Below are 13,658 nucleotides of genomic sequence, written 5' to 3'. Positions count from 1 at the left end.
CTTCTGCCATTTGTTTTCATCTAAAAAAACCAACTTCATCCTCTTTCCTCTATAAATTATTCCCTCTATCCTAACATAAGATCAACACGACCTAGAACTGGAAGTTTCCTTCCGCGGCGGGAAGCGCCATGCCTTGATAGGTGTAGCCAATGAATCTCGGCTGGTCAGGCATATAAAACCGCTCCAGTTGCTCAAACCGAAACCCCGCTCCCTGGATCAACCGAGCCATATCTCGGTTTAGGTTGCAGCCATCTGCGATTACCTTTTGTATAGGGTTAAGACAATTTTGCCATCTTTGCACCTGGGGATCCTCGCTGAGGCCGTGTTCGAGAAAAAACAGCTTTCCCCCTGCTCGCAACACCCGCCTGATCTCTCTCAAAGCCTTGGCCACATTAGGAATGCTGCACAATGTCCAGGTGCTAACCACGCTATCAAAACTCTGGCTTGGAAAAGGCAGTTTCTGGGCATCCGCCACCTGCCAATCAACGGCGATGGGAGAAGAGGCAATGCGCCGACGAGCCAGGGATCCCATGCCGGGATTGGGATCTACCCCTGTGATCTTTCGAATGTGCTCTGGGTAGCAGGATAGGTTGAGGCCGGTGCCAAAACCAATCTCCAGAACGGATCCCTGCACATGAGCCAGAAGCTGCCGCCGATAGCGCTCCATCCCTTCCCCCGAGAGAGCTAAATCCAACAGCCGCGGGAAGATTATTCGGCGATAGAGCATGCCTCTAACCCCCAAAACCCTGAACTTTGCTGAATTTACTGAGCTTTAGGCGGTTTGGCAAAAGTCATTGAGAGGGATATAGTAGACCAAGTTTCCCCCTGATCCTTGAGTCCACCGCAACGGTTGCCGGGAAGTGAAGGGGGAAAGCGCTCGGGGGGTATTCCTCAGGGCTTTGCGGGATACCGCCTTCCTGTTTGGACTCCGTCCCGCTGACGCGAACAGAGATAGGCAGGATGCGATCGCTTCTTTCCTGAACCATGTTCAGGAGAGTTCAGCGTGAATGTATCAGGTTCATTCGACCATCCCAAATGAATGTTCAGACCTGAGCAGCTTAAACCGTCTGGACAGGTTGCGGTTGAGCGGTCACCTTCAGGGAGTGAAGGGCATAGCAGGCCAGCAACCAATTGAGCAGGCGGGCCACCACGCGAGCAGTTTGCCGTGTTGCGGATCCCACCGCCACCCCTCCCAGTGAAAGGCCAACCACAGGACGAGCGGCAAAGATGGCCTCACAGGTCTGCAACAGTTGCGGCCAACTCACCCCCCCTGGCTCTGGGTGATGCACCGCGGGCGCTAAGGAAGGATCCAGCACACTGCAGTCCACCACCAAAAACACCGGTTGATCCGGCAAAGAGGCCACCACCTGCTGGGGATCCCAGCCATCTTGGGCCCAGAATATTGGGCTGTGGTGGGCTTTCAGCCATGCGTAGGCGCGCGCACTGCCGCTGCGCAACCCCACATGGATCACCGGCAGCATGTGCTGGTAGAGCAACTCCACCCAGGCAGCACTGCCATAGCTTGTATCTTGATCCGGCTGGCTCATCTCCGGCGGCGGCATCAGATTGGCATGGGCGCTGCAATGCACCACACTCAGAGTTGGGTAGTGCTTCCAAAGGGCACGAATGGCCCCCCAACTGGCAGCCAAGACTGAGGGCAACAGCACCGGCCATTGTTGTCGTCTCCAAGCTTGAGCCACCGCCGCCTCACACATGCCGTAGGGAGGCTCATCCACCAGCCCCGGCAACTGCGCCACCGCCAGCTTATCCACATCGATCCCCAACCTCGGCTCGAAGGCACACAGCTCCGAACCGGCATTGAGAATGGCCATCGGAGCCTGAGTATCGTGGCCAAAGGCGGTGGGAATGAGAATGACCCTAGCGTTGGATTGCGAGCTGGGATGGAGGGACCACTGGGCCATGGGCGCTGTTCCTTTTCCAGAAAGCTGTGGGTCTCCGGCTTGTTCTATGGTGGCCTACAGGGCGCCCAGGGATCCGTCTGAGGGCCAGCCAGTCTGCTACGAAAGATTACAGTTCCCAGGCGGAACTGGGGCCAAAAATCGAGTCAGTGGTAGATTCAAAGTGCTTCGCGCCGCAAACCGCGGTTTGGACAAGGCAAACCACCGCAAACCACAACGAGTTGAGAAAGGTAGACTATGGCTGTGATGGAAGGCGATCCTCGTCAGGGAGCAAAGCTGCCTCTATTTGGGGGATCCACCGGAGGGCTGTTGAGCGCAGCCGAAACCGAAGAAAAATACGTCATTACCTGGACGGGCAAGCCGGGGCAGGTGTTTGAAATGCCCACCGGCGGCGCTGCCGAAATGGTGGAAGGCAAAAACTTTCTCACCTTTGCCCGCAAAGAGCAGTGTTTGGCGCTGGGTGCCCAGTTGAGATCCGACTACAAGATCAACGACTACCAGATCTTCCGCATTCCGGCGGGTGGAGAGCCTGTGTTGGTGCATCCCAAAGATGGCGTTTTTCCTGAGAAGGTCAACGAAGGCCGCGAGCCCATCGGCAAAGTGGATCGCAACATCGGCAAAAACAAGGAGCCGATTACCTACAAGTTCACCGGCGGGAAACCCTGGGACTAAGTCCAGCGGCCCTTGTCTTGTCGGATCCCCTGGTCAATTCAGGGGATCTTTATTTGTTCGCGGGCACCTGGTTCTGGAGCGGTTGCCGACGGCCCTCACCCCCAGCCCCTCTGCTGTTGCTTGTCCCTTTTGGGAAGAGTCGGGCTGCCCCTGGCGAAGAAAAGCCCCAGCCCACCCGGGGCTGGAGCCATACCCGAAAAAGCCCGGGATCCCTGAGGCAGGATCTGGGCCAGACTACTTGGCAATCGCCGCGAAGAACTCCTTGGATTTCACTGGGTCGGGGTGCATGGTTTTCTGGCCGGGCTGCCAGTTGGCCGGGCAAACTTCATCGGGGTGAGATTGCACGTATTGGATAGCTTGCAGGGTGCGCAAGGTTTCATCCACACTGCGGCCAAAGGCCAGGTTGTTAATGGTGGCGTGCTGGATGATCCCTTCTTTGTCGATGATGAACAGGCCGCGCAGCGCCACACCGGCCTCCGGATCCAGAACATTGTAGGCAGCGCTGATCTCCTTTTTCAGGTCAGAGACCAGAGGATACCTCAGCTCGCCCACCCCTCCGGCTTTGCGGTCGGTCTGGATCCAGGCCAAGTGAGAGTATTCGCTGTCCACCGAGACGCCCAGGATCTCGGTATCCAGCTTGGCAAAGTCGTCATAGCGGTCGCTGAAGGCCGTGATCTCCGTTGGGCAGACAAAGGTGAAGTCCAAGGGGTAGAAAAACAACACCACATACTTCTTACCCCTGTAGTCGGAGAGCTTCACCGTCTTGAATTCCATGTCATAGACGGCGGTGGCGGAAAAATCGGGAGCGGGCTGCCCCACTCGCAGGCATCCTTCCTGAGACATAAATCAACGCTCCTTGCGGTAAAGTGCAAATGTAAACCAAACCTAACATACCATACTCATAATGACTCTGCCTTAAATAGATAGCGACGGATCCCAACTGCCGGGATCCGGATAATGCCCATTTTTCCATGCTGATCGGCTCAGCTCTGCAAGGGATCCCATGAGAGTGGCGCTGGAGTTCCTCTATCACTTTTGTTGTGACCGCTGTCGGCGGTGGTGGAGCCAGGCCGATGTGGAGCCCCAACCTGGGGATCGCCTGTATTGCCCCTATTGCGGCCATCAAAATTGCGTGGAGCGCATCGATACCTTTCGCAATGCTGCGCGGGGCAGTTGCCTGACCCGTCCCCCCGATGCCCCTTCTCCAGAGCCGCGTCCGCCCTCTGAAAAACTCGGGGATCGGCCTCAGGAGAAGCGATCCCCAACCTAGTTATCTTGGGCAAGCCGAGTCCTCTTGCCAAGACACCTTCTACTGCCGCGTGGAAGCAAGCCGGTGGAGCGTGTCAACCGTTCAACGCATCCGCCAGAGTTCCCCGTTGCGAAGATGACCACAGGTAGAGGTCAACCTCAGGCGAGGAAGAATCCACCAGATGGCGACAGGGGCGGCGCTCTTCCAGGATGGCGGTGGAGCAGCAGCAACTGTAAACTTCCAGATAGTCGTCCGGCTCCGCCTCAAAGATCGCCTGCTGGCCGGGGAAGAGGGTGCGCTCCCAGTGGCCGGGGATCGTGCGGATCACCTGAACCTGTCCGGAACGGTTGACAAAAGCGTATCTTTTCATTGCGTTTTTTTAATGGTTTTAAGAAAAACTTATTGCCCTTAAAATAGGCTACCATCCCTGATCCCCAAGCGGCAATAGTAAGCCGCCAGGACGGGGATCGCTCTTCCTGACTGGCTTTGGGAGATTTGTTCTCTCAGCTTATTGGGGTTGAGAGAATGGGATCCCGAGGAGAAGCCTGCCCTGGTAAACTGAGGGGAAGAGTCTGAAGATATCCTTAAGTTGGCCTTCACCATTCCGAGATCAGCAAGGGGGCACATCGTGGACAACAAGTTGGGGCTAGAGATCATCGAAGTCGTGGAGCAGGCTGCCATTGCCGCCGCCCGCTGGATGGGCAAAGGGGACAACAAGACCGCCGACCAGGTGGCTGTAGAGGCCATGCGGGAGAAACTCAACCAGATCCCTATGCGCGGTCGCATCGTCATCGGGGAAGGAACCCGCGATGAGGCCCCCATGCTCTACATCGGCGAAGAAGTGGGCATCTGTACCCGCCCGGATGCTGAGCAGTTCTGCCGTGTGGAAGAGCTGGTGGAGATTGACATCGCTGTGGATCCCTGCGAGGGCACCAACCTGGTGGCCAAAGGCCAAAACGGCTCTATGGCGGTGCTGGCCATCTCCGAGAAAGGCGGCCTTCTCCATGCCCCGGACATCTACATGCAGAAGCTGGCAGCTCCGCCCCAGGCCAAGGGCAAGGTGCACATCGACTATCCGCCAGAGAAAAATCTCAAGATCATCGCCGAAAGCCTGGATCGGGAGATCTCCGATCTGACGGTGGTGGTCATGGATCGCAAGCGCCACCTCGATCTGATTCGCCAAATTCGAGAGGCGGGGGCACGGGTGAAGCTGATCACCGATGGCGATATCTCGGCGGCTCTCTCGGCAGGCTTCAATGGCACCGGCATTCATGCCCTGATGGGGATCGGGGCTGCTCCTGAGGGAGTGATCTCGGCAGCTGCTCTGCGGTGCTTGGGCGCCCACTTCCAAGGTCGGCTGATCTACGATCCCGAAGTAGTTCAGGCGGGCACTTACCTGCCGCCTGTGGAGGAAACGCGACGGGAACTCAAAGAAAAAGGCATTGAGGATCCCGACAAGGTGTGGGAGTGTGAGGAGCTGGCCAGTGGCAAGGAAGTCCTCTTTGCTGCCACCGGGATCACCGATGGTGACTTGATGCGCGGGGTACGTTTCTTTGGGGGTGGGGCCCGCACCGAGACCTTGGTGATTTCCAGCCAATCCCGCACGGTGCGCTTTGTGGATACCATCCACATGAAAGATGGCCAGCAGCCCCGCGGCCTGCAACTGCGCTAAGGGATCCCCTACCCAACATCCTCGGAGATCGGGGCGGCTTTCCCCTGCTGGAGGTCGCCCTTGCCTTTTTGGGAAAGTTACGAAATCTATCAAGCCCCAACCCGTGAAAACGTAATAACTCTTCAGCAAAATCCGGCAAAACCGGTTCGATACTGGTCTTAGGGTTTAGGTAGGCTGAGAAAAGTTACCTAAGCTTGCTGGAACCGACTCAAGGGATCCCCCATATCGGTTACAGCTTTTGCCTTCTTTCTGAAACAATATTTGCTTTTGTTCAGAGTTTTTGTTTTTAATAACTTTTGCTGTTGCTGTACAGACGACGGAGAGGCATGTTTATCGCGGTTGTCGGTCTTAGCCATCGCACAGCTCCCGTAGAGATTCGGGAGCGCCTCAGCATCGCGGAGGCGGAGGTGGGAGAGACGATCCAGCAGCTTCGCGCCCACCCCCACATTGAGGAGGCTGCGATCCTCAGCACCTGTAACCGGCTGGAGGTCTACATCGTCACCTCAGAAATGGAGAGTGGTGTCCGGCAGACGATGCAGTTCTTGGCTGAGCTGAAAGGGATCCCCTTGCCCCAACTGCGTCCGCACCTGTTTACCCTTCTTTACCAGGATGCGGTAACCCACCTGATGCGGGTGGCTGCCGGGCTAGATAGCTTGGTGCTGGGAGAAGGGCAGATCCTCTCGCAGGTGAAAAAAGCCCAGCAACTGGGCCAAGCCTGCAACGGCATGGATCGCATCCTCAATCGCCTTTTTAAGGCAGCCATTACTGCCGGCAAGCGCGTCCGTACCGAAACGGAGATCGGCACCGGCGCCATGTCCATCAGCTCGGCAGCGGTGGAGTTGGCTCTGCAAGAGCAGGGATCCCTCTCTCAGGGCAAAGTTACCGTGGTGGGGGCGGGGAGAATGGCCCGTCTGTTGGTGCAGCACCTGTTGGCCAAAGGGGCAGTCGATATCACGGTGGTCAACCGCTCCCTGGAGCGGGCCGAAGCCCTGGCCAAGCAATTCGAGCAGCCGATCCAGGTGTTGCCCTGGGAGTCGCTGCTGAGCAGCGTGGCCGAGTCCAACTTGGTCTTCACCAGCACCGGTGCCACCCAGCCGATCCTCACCTACCAGCAACTGGCAGGGGTGCTGCAGCCAGATCAGCCGCTGTTGTTGGTGGATATCTCTGTGCCCCGCAACATCGATCCCGACGTGGAAAAGCTGAAGGGGGTACAGGTGTTCAATGTGGATCACCTCTCCCGCATCGTGGAAGAAAACCGCGCCCAACGGCAAAAGCTGGCTCTGGCTGCCGAGGCCCTAGTGGAAGAGGAGGTGGATCAATTCATGGAGTGGTGGCGTTCTCTGGAGACGGTGCCCACCATTTCCAGCCTGCGCCACAAGGTGGAGTCCATCCGCGAGCAGGAGATGGAAAAAGCTCTCTCCCGCCTGGGCAAGGACTTTGCCGAGAAGCACCTGGAGGTGATCGACGCCTTGACCCGCGGCATCGTCAACAAGATCCTGCACGACCCGATGGTGCAACTGCGGGCCAAACGGGATATTGAGGCGCGGCGAGCAGCCATGCGGATCTTGCAGGAACTGTTCAACCTGGATCCGGTGGTGTTTCAAGCCCAGCAGGAGCGCTAGGGATCCCTTGGCGAAGAGCGCATGACTTGAAGAATTGTAACAGCTCTCCCATCTGGGGTGGAGGGCACCCCTTAGGATACAAAGCGTAAGCCACAGGATCTGGGATTATGTTCGGACAATACGAAGTTTTTGTGCAGTTGGCCCTGCTGGCCTTGATTGTCTTGGCAGGCCCGGCGGTCATCCTGCTGCTCTATCTGCGCGGCGCCGATATGTAGGGGATCCCTCTGGATATTGAGGCAGTCGGGATAACCCTTTGGGAGTGCTGGGGCTAAGCCCAAAGCCAGGAGTGTTTAGCAACGTAACGCTCCTTTGCGTTAGAGTTGTAAAGAAATCCCTAAGGCACTCCTGCTTGTAGGGCGACATCCTGCTGGTCAATGGTTAATATGTCACTCCCCATCCGCAACGTTGCCATCATCGCCCACGTCGACCACGGCAAAACTACCCTTGTGGATGCCCTGTTACGCCAGGCGGGCATCTTTCGGGAGGGGGAAGACATTCCCACCTGTGTGATGGACTCCAACACGCTGGAGCGGGAGCGGGGCATTACCATCTTGGCCAAAAACACAGCCGTCCGCTACGGCGAAACCTTGATCAACATCGTCGACACCCCTGGCCACGCCGATTTCGGGGGCGAGGTGGAGCGGGTGCTGGGGATGGTGGAGGGCTGCTTGTTGATCGTGGATGCCAACGAAGGCCCGATGCCGCAAACCCGCTTTGTGCTGCGCAAAGCCTTGGAGAAGGGCCTACGCCCAATTGTGGTGGTCAACAAGATCGATCGGCCTCGCGCCGAGCCCTACAAAGCCATTGACAAGGTGCTGGATTTGTTCTTGGAGCTGGGGGCAGACGAAGACCAGTGCGACTTCCCCTATCTATTTGCCTCTGGGTTGCGCGGCTTTGCCCTGGAAGAAGCCCATCTCAAAGCCTTTCTGGAAGGGAAGTACAGCGGATCCCTGGATATGAAGCCTCTTTTCGAGGCCATTCTCAAGCATGTCCCACCTCCCATTGGGGATCCCGGCAAGCCCCTGCAGCTGCAGGTCACCACGCTGGAGTATTCGGAATACCTGGGCCGGATCGTGATCGGCAAGATCCACAACGGCACCATCCGTCTGGGGGATCCATTGGCAGTGGTGAAAGAGGATGGATCCATTGCCAAGGGCAAAGTAACCAAGCTGTTCGGCTTTCAGGGGCTGCAGCGCATCGAGCTGACGGAAGCCACCGCCGGCCACATTGTCGCCGTGGCGGGGTTTGCCGAGGCCAACATCGGCCATACCCTCACCTCTCCCGAGAATCCCCAGGCTTTGCCGCTCATCAAAGTGGACGAGCCCACATTGCAGGTGATGATCTGCGTCAACGACTCCCCCTTCGCCGGGCAAGAGGGTACTTTTGTAACTTCGCGGCAACTGCGGGAGCGCCTGATGCGGGAGTTGGAAACCAACGTGGCGCTGCGGGTGGAAGAAACCGACTCGCCGGATCGCTTTTTGGTGTCGGGGCGAGGCGAGCTGCACCTGGGCATCCTGCTAGAAACCATGCGGCGGGAAGGCTATGAGTTTCAGGTGGGGCAACCGAAGGTAATTTTCCGCGAGGTCAACGGCCAGCCCTATGAGCCCTATGAGTGTTTGGTGCTGGATGTGCCGGAAGCGACGGTGGGGGCCTGCATCGAGCGACTGGGGCAACGGCGGGGAGAAATGCAGAACATGATGGTGGGATCCGATGGTCGGGCTCAGCTGGAGTTTGTCATTCCGGCGCGAGGGCTGATCGGCTTTCGGGGGGAGTTTATCCGCATCACCCGCGGCGAGGGGATCATGAGCCACAGCTTTTTGGAATACCGTCCCCTGACCTCTGAGATGGAAATGCGCCGCAACGGGGTGCTGATTGCTTTTGAAGAAGGGGTGGCCACCACCTACGCCCTGAAAAACGCCGAGGATCGGGGTGTGTTTTTCATTACCCCAGGTACCCGTGTTTACAAAGGGATGATCGTGGGCGAGCACAACCGTCCCCAGGACTTGGAGTTGAACGTCTGCAAGACCAAGCAACTGACCAACCACCGGGCTGCGGGCGGGGAGGAGCTGGTGCACTTGCAAGCGCCGGTGGAGATGACCCTGGAGCGGGCTTTGGAATACATCGGCGAGGATGAGCTGGTGGAGATCACGCCCCAGTCGGTGCGCCTGCGCAAGGCACAGTTAACGCCCTCTCGCCGCTAGTTTTCTCAGCCAACTGGAAGAGAACCCGGCTCACCACCGCCGCAGGTAAGAGGCCAAGTTGGGGAAATAGAACGCCCCCCAAATCCCCAGCAGGATGACTCCCAAGCCGAACACAACCAGCCAAAGGCGCGGTCGGCTGTGCAGCTTATTGGATCCCACCTGGACGTAGGCCAGATCCACCCAAGCAGTATTGCCGCGGCGGAACCAGCCCACCACTTTGACGCGCCGGCCCACCAGGGCGCGGATCCGCTTCAGGCCGGAAAAGACATTGCCCACCGGCCCCAAAGGGGAAGTAAAGCGCACCGGGATCAGCCCTGTGGCCTCTTGCAGCTTCAGCTCTGCCCCCAGTTGATAGCCGGAGGGGCCCAGTCCCGCCAACTCCCCCTCCAGCTCCACCCATTGTCCGCGGCGGGGATCCGCGTCGGGATCCGCCAGCAAGCTGAGCACATCCGTCGGCCTTGCCGGCAGGGATCCCCCGTACATCAACCCCGCTTTGGCCCACAAGCCCACCCCGTAGCCCACCACCGCTGCTGCCGCGATCACCTTGGGATCGAGACGGTTTTGCAGCAGCAGGTAGAGGATCAGCCCCACCAGCCAGCCAATGAGGATCCCGACCACTTCGGCTGCGTAGATGGCCAGATCCAGCCAAAACCGGCTTTGCAGGCGGGCCACATCCAATTTGGACCCGGATCCCAGGCTCAGCTCCGGCAGGAGGCGCAGCCGCTCTCCATATCCCGCCAAGACCTTGAAGCGGTGCCCCGGCAGCGGATGGCTGGAATTGACCTGCATCCAGCGGGCCCAAGGGTTGATTTGATCCCAAAGAAAGACTTGGCCAGCTTGGGAGGGATCCTGGAGGCGGGCGGCAGCACTGGCAGCGGCGATGGTTTTGAAGTCCAAAAAGCTGAACAGGCGGGTGCAGTGCAACAGCGAGGAAGGTCGGCGGTCGTTTTTGTGGGCCTCTTGCAGGCCAGCAGCCGATTTGAGCAGAGCAGCAATCAGCCCGTTCGGGTTGCCAGTCGCCTCTACAGCAAAATGGTCGGCATGGTAGGTGCCCAGGCGGGAGAGGAAAAACAGCGGGTAGGAGAGCACCGTGTAGATGAGGTAGAGCAGCGGGGCCACATGCCCGATGAGATCCCGCCGTTTGCTTCCCAGTTGGCTCACCTGCTCTAGGGCCAGGTAAACCAGTTGAATCGGGGATCCCAGCAGGGTCATGACCAGGATATCTCCATTAACAATTCGCCCCAGGGCCTGGGCGTAGACGGCGGCAATCTCATCCTCAGAAAGCTGCTGCAACAGGGCTTGGGTGACCACAATGCGGCAGCCATCAGAAAAAGTGCCGTAAACAAAGGCCAGCGGCCCAGCATCCGGGATCACCCCCAGTCGGGGCTGTTTTAGCTGGTTTTGGGCACAGATGCGCTGCAGCAGGCGCGCCGTTTCGGGGCTGTAGCGTTCGATTTCGCCAAGCCTGGCCCAACGCAACTTGTGCAGCCGTTGGTGGAGCTGATCCATCAGCCAGGGGGCAAAAAAGAGAAGGCCTACTCCAAAGTTGACCGCCAGGCTGCCGGCCACCAACCACCGCAGGCCATTGCGCAGCCAGGGCAGCAACCCCTGCAAAAACCAAAGCTGCCGCGGAAAACTCAGCCGGCCAAAATCCAGATGGCTGCCTACCAACACAAAGCTCAGCCACCAAAGGAAGACAATGCCCACCCCCAGGGATCCCCACTTGGCCCAATGCAGGGGGCCGGCCCGCTCCGGCAGGGGGATCTTCATACCCAGTTGGGCGGCCCGTTGACGGGTGGACAGGGATCCCGCTCCAGGAGACGGCTCCTCTGGGGGAGCAGAACGCGGTTCGACAGGTTTGGCGGACGGAGCAGCCAGGGACTCTGTTGCAGTGGGCAGGCGAAGCAAGATCTTCTTGGCCCAGCCTTGCGCCTGGGGGTTGGGGTGTTGCAGCAGCTCTAGGCAGAGGGACCGTGCCTTCTCCGTCTGGCCCAACTGGTGGTAGGCCCGCACCAGGTTCATTTGGGCTTCCAGGGCTTCGCCGTCAGATGAGTCTGCCGGGATCCCTAATGCTTTGTCCTGCTGACGGGATTGGGCCAGGTAGCCTTCAAAAAGTTGGATGGCCTCTTGAAGGCGGCCCTGCCGCAGGGCTTCCTTGCCCGCCTGGACGGCATCGGGGATCATCGGCTTGCTCCTTGCCTGGTAGGGTCTGCTTCTGGAGATCGGTTGGATCCATCTGCTCCCCCAGCTTACTCAGGGATCCAACCCTGAGAGACCGGATCCCCCCTGAAGGGGGTGGTGGAGCAAGCGCCGCCGCAAGCGATCCAGAGCCGTTTGGGCGCTCCACCAACGCACCCCCTCTCTGCCGCGCAGGCTGCCAAACCGGTACTCGTGTACTTCCACCTTCCCTTGCGGATCCGCCAAACCCAGATACACAAGACCGACTGGCTTGGTGGCGGTGCCTCCCTCTGGCCCGGCAATGCCGGTGATGCTCAAGGCCCAGTTGGAGCCCAGGACTTGCTTGGCCCCCAGCGCCATTTGGGCGGCCACCGCCTCGCTCACGGCCCCGTGCTGTCGCAGGGTTTCCGGATTCACCTGTAAAAGCTGCTCCTTGATGCGGTTGTCGTAGGCCACGATCCCCCCCACAAAATAGCGGGAGCTGCCCGGGATCCCGGTCACCAACTGCCCCAGCAGCCCGCCGGTGCAGGATTCTGCCACCGCCAGAGTTTGACCCCGTTGCAGCAACAGCTCCCCCACCACACCGGCCAAGGTGGCGTCATCGCTGCCGAAGTAGTCTTCTCCAGAAATCTGTAAAATCTGCTCCACCACCGGGGCGATCAAGGCTTGGGCCTCTTCACGACTGGGAGCACGTCCGGTAACCCGCAGGCGTACCTCCCCCTGGCTGGCGTAGGGAGCCACCGTAGGGTTTTCCCCCGCCAACAGGGATCCCAGCCGTTCGGCCAGCGTCGATTCGGGAATGCCCCAATAGCGCAGTACCCGGCTGTAGAACACCTCTTTTCCCCAGCCGATGGAGCGCAGATAAGGCACGGCGGTCTCCCGCCACATGTGTTGCATCTCCCGCGGCACCCCAGGGAAGGTGAGAATGTGCAGGTCGGGCCGGGGCTGCCAGATGAGGCCACAGGCGCTGCCCAGCGGGTTGGGCAACACCCTCGCTCCCCGGGGCAGAAAAGCCTGCTTGCGATTGCTCGGCGAGGGCACAAGGCCCCGCTGCCCGTACTTTTGCAGGATCTCTTCCCACACTTGGGGGTGCTCCACCATCTCCGCCCCAAAAAAGGAAGCCAGCGCCTCATGGGTGAGATCGTCCGGCGTCGGCCCCAAACCCCCGGTGATCAGAATCAAGCTGGAACGACCACAGGCCACCTCCAGCGCGTGGTGAATGCGGGCCTCGTTATCCCCCACCACCGTTTGGTAATAGTGGGGGATCCCCAGTTGCGCCAACTCGGCTGCCAAGTACTGGGCATTGGTATTGGTGATCTCTCCCAAAAGCAATTCTGTGCCGATGCAGAGGATCTCAGCCCCTTGGGGAATAGCAGTTTGCGGTGGGATCATGCTTGGTCTCGAGCTCAGCTCAGCCGCAAGAGAAGTATACAAGCAGGGAGGTCTCGGCCTCCCTGCGCGCCCCCAGATTTTGGGCTTGCAGTTGGCCATTCCAAATGGCGGTGAGACAACCGGCAAGTTTCCATCTCCGGCGCCGGCAAAAAGATTGGGGGACGAGATGTATCCGACAGCACAACAGCGACAGACGCTGCAGCAGTGGTTGGGAACAGCTCGGTTTGTTTATAACCGCACCCTAGATTTTCTGAAGTCTTTAGAAGGCGAGCGTCCACCTGGATGCAAGTAGCTACTCACCACATCTTGCCTTCTCTACCAGATCGGGCGAAGGCAGTCCCGTACCAAACCAGAAAGTGGCAGTCATTGTTTGCGTTGGCCCATTCAAGACTTGCGGGATGAGCGCCAAGGCGGCCAGGTTCTGGGTGGACAACTTTGACATTTATTCTTTGACATTTTCTTTGACATTTTCTTTGACATTATTTGACATTGTTTATTGTCTTGGTTTATTGTCTTGCTGCTCAAGTTTCAGACCTCCAAGATAGCGGTCAGAAAGCAGCGCCAGCTACATGCCAAGACGGTGCGCTTGCTACTGGTGGGCGCGTAGTGCGTTCCAGGAACGGCCAGAGGCTGTGGCTGAGCAGTACGGGAAACAAGCATTGACATCCTCCCCGGCCTTTAGGCCGGAGATTCCTACCACGCTACGCATGGATGGCTCCTTGCGCAGTCGTCTCGGCGGGTTCCTGCTTCCGA

The 13,658-nt window shown here is 58.8% G+C and carries 13 protein-coding genes; 7 read left to right on the top strand and 6 right to left on the bottom strand.

The annotated features are described in order from the left end of the window. Positions 1–91: 91 nt before the first annotated feature. Together ACVWZF_RS13755 and ACVWZF_RS13750 are read right to left on the bottom strand one after the other, a co-directional pair. A complete protein-coding gene (locus ACVWZF_RS13755) occupies positions 92–727 on the bottom strand; it encodes a class I SAM-dependent methyltransferase (protein WP_011433825.1) in 636 nt (211 codons plus the stop codon). Between the two features lie 331 nt (positions 728–1,058). Beyond that, a complete protein-coding gene (locus ACVWZF_RS13750; RefSeq protein WP_011433826.1) occupies positions 1,059–1,922 on the bottom strand; it encodes an arginase family protein in 864 nt (287 codons plus the stop codon). 243 nt (positions 1,923–2,165) lie between these two features. Between ACVWZF_RS13750 and ACVWZF_RS13745 the strand changes: the two genes are divergently transcribed. Further along, complete coding sequence (locus ACVWZF_RS13745) at positions 2,166–2,591, top strand: photosystem I reaction center subunit II PsaD (protein ID WP_457385725.1); 426 nt, start codon at positions 2,166–2,168, stop codon at positions 2,589–2,591. A gap of 234 nt (positions 2,592–2,825) precedes the next feature. On the opposite strand, the gene ACVWZF_RS13740 is transcribed toward ACVWZF_RS13745, so the two are convergent. Continuing rightward, entirely contained in the window at positions 2,826–3,434 is a 609-nt protein-coding gene (locus ACVWZF_RS13740; RefSeq protein WP_011433828.1) for a peroxiredoxin, read from the bottom strand. Between the two features lie 160 nt (positions 3,435–3,594). Here ACVWZF_RS13740 and ACVWZF_RS13735 point away from each other — a divergent pair, with 160 nt between their 5' ends. Further along, positions 3,595–3,861, top strand: a complete 267-nt coding sequence (locus ACVWZF_RS13735; protein WP_457411688.1) for a hypothetical protein — start codon at positions 3,595–3,597, stop codon at positions 3,859–3,861. A 73-nt stretch (positions 3,862–3,934) separates the two neighbouring features. On the opposite strand, the gene ACVWZF_RS13730 is transcribed toward ACVWZF_RS13735, so the two are convergent. Further along, entirely contained in the window at positions 3,935–4,210 is a 276-nt protein-coding gene (locus ACVWZF_RS13730; RefSeq protein ID WP_414522651.1) for a DUF1830 domain-containing protein, read from the bottom strand. A 258-nt stretch (positions 4,211–4,468) separates the two neighbouring features. On the opposite strand from ACVWZF_RS13730, the gene glpX reads away from it, so the two are divergent. The 4 genes from glpX (at position 4,469) to typA (ending at position 9,335) form a co-directional block, all read left to right on the top strand. Beyond that, complete coding sequence (glpX, locus tag ACVWZF_RS13725; protein WP_011433831.1) at positions 4,469–5,512, top strand: class II fructose-bisphosphatase; 1,044 nt, start codon at positions 4,469–4,471, stop codon at positions 5,510–5,512. 326 nt (positions 5,513–5,838) lie between these two features. After that, the gene (locus tag ACVWZF_RS13720) at positions 5,839–7,134 is read left to right on the top strand and encodes a glutamyl-tRNA reductase (protein WP_414342169.1); all 1,296 of its coding nucleotides are present in this window, start codon (positions 5,839–5,841) and stop codon (positions 7,132–7,134) included. Positions 7,135–7,241: 107 nt separating this feature from the next. Next, the gene (gene psb30 / locus ACVWZF_RS13715) at positions 7,242–7,349 is read left to right on the top strand and encodes a photosystem II reaction center protein Ycf12/Psb30 (protein ID WP_011433833.1); all 108 of its coding nucleotides are present in this window, start codon (positions 7,242–7,244) and stop codon (positions 7,347–7,349) included. A gap of 168 nt (positions 7,350–7,517) precedes the next feature. After that, on the top strand, positions 7,518–9,335 hold the full coding sequence (typA, locus tag ACVWZF_RS13710) for a translational GTPase TypA (RefSeq protein WP_457411686.1): 1,818 nt from the start codon (positions 7,518–7,520) through the stop codon (positions 9,333–9,335). 30 nt (positions 9,336–9,365) lie between these two features. On the opposite strand, the gene ACVWZF_RS13705 is transcribed toward typA, so the two are convergent. Together ACVWZF_RS13705 and ACVWZF_RS13700 are read right to left on the bottom strand one after the other, a co-directional pair. Further along, positions 9,366–11,519 carry a M48 family metalloprotease gene (locus ACVWZF_RS13705; RefSeq protein WP_457411683.1) on the bottom strand — a complete coding sequence of 718 codons (2,154 nt, stop codon included), beginning with the start codon at positions 11,517–11,519 and terminating at the stop codon, positions 9,366–9,368. Positions 11,520–11,588: 69 nt separating this feature from the next. After that, positions 11,589–12,905, bottom strand: a complete 1,317-nt coding sequence (locus ACVWZF_RS13700) for a competence/damage-inducible protein A (protein ID WP_011433836.1) — start codon at positions 12,903–12,905, stop codon at positions 11,589–11,591. Here ACVWZF_RS13700 and ACVWZF_RS13695 point away from each other — a divergent pair. Then, on the top strand, positions 12,856–13,197 hold the full coding sequence (locus ACVWZF_RS13695) for a helix-turn-helix domain-containing protein (RefSeq protein ID WP_083757654.1): 342 nt from the start codon (positions 12,856–12,858) through the stop codon (positions 13,195–13,197). The genes ACVWZF_RS13700 and ACVWZF_RS13695 overlap by 50 nt on opposite strands. The last annotated feature ends 461 nt before the right edge of the window (positions 13,198–13,658 follow it).

The organism is Thermostichus sp. OS-CIW-30, from assembly GCF_054060215.1.
Note: the sequence above shows the minus strand (reverse complement) of the source record. Positions and strands in the feature narration are given on the sequence as shown.

Bases quoted from the DNA above. Each gene is read 5' to 3' on its own strand.
- ACVWZF_RS13755 (WP_011433825.1), bottom strand. From the start codon at position 727: ATGCTCTATCGCCGAATAATCTTCCCGCGGCTGTTGGATTTAGCTCTC.
- ACVWZF_RS13750 (WP_011433826.1), bottom strand. From the start codon at position 1,922: ATGGCCCAGTGGTCCCTCCATCCCAGCTCGCAATCCAACGCTAGGGTC.
- ACVWZF_RS13745 (WP_457385725.1), top strand. From the start codon at position 2,166: ATGGAAGGCGATCCTCGTCAGGGAGCAAAGCTGCCTCTATTTGGGGGA.
- ACVWZF_RS13740 (WP_011433828.1), bottom strand. From the start codon at position 3,434: ATGTCTCAGGAAGGATGCCTGCGAGTGGGGCAGCCCGCTCCCGATTTT.
- ACVWZF_RS13735 (WP_457411688.1), top strand. From the start codon at position 3,595: ATGAGAGTGGCGCTGGAGTTCCTCTATCACTTTTGTTGTGACCGCTGT.
- ACVWZF_RS13730 (WP_414522651.1), bottom strand. From the start codon at position 4,210: ATGAAAAGATACGCTTTTGTCAACCGTTCCGGACAGGTTCAGGTGATC.
- ACVWZF_RS13720 (WP_414342169.1), top strand. From the start codon at position 5,839: ATGTTTATCGCGGTTGTCGGTCTTAGCCATCGCACAGCTCCCGTAGAG.
- psb30 (WP_011433833.1), top strand. From the start codon at position 7,242: ATGTTCGGACAATACGAAGTTTTTGTGCAGTTGGCCCTGCTGGCCTTG.
- typA (WP_457411686.1), top strand. From the start codon at position 7,518: ATGTCACTCCCCATCCGCAACGTTGCCATCATCGCCCACGTCGACCAC.
- ACVWZF_RS13705 (WP_457411683.1), bottom strand. From the start codon at position 11,519: ATGATCCCCGATGCCGTCCAGGCGGGCAAGGAAGCCCTGCGGCAGGGC.
- ACVWZF_RS13695 (WP_083757654.1), top strand. From the start codon at position 12,856: ATGCAGAGGATCTCAGCCCCTTGGGGAATAGCAGTTTGCGGTGGGATC.
- ACVWZF_RS13700 (WP_011433836.1), bottom strand. From the start codon at position 12,905: ATGATCCCACCGCAAACTGCTATTCCCCAAGGGGCTGAGATCCTCTGC.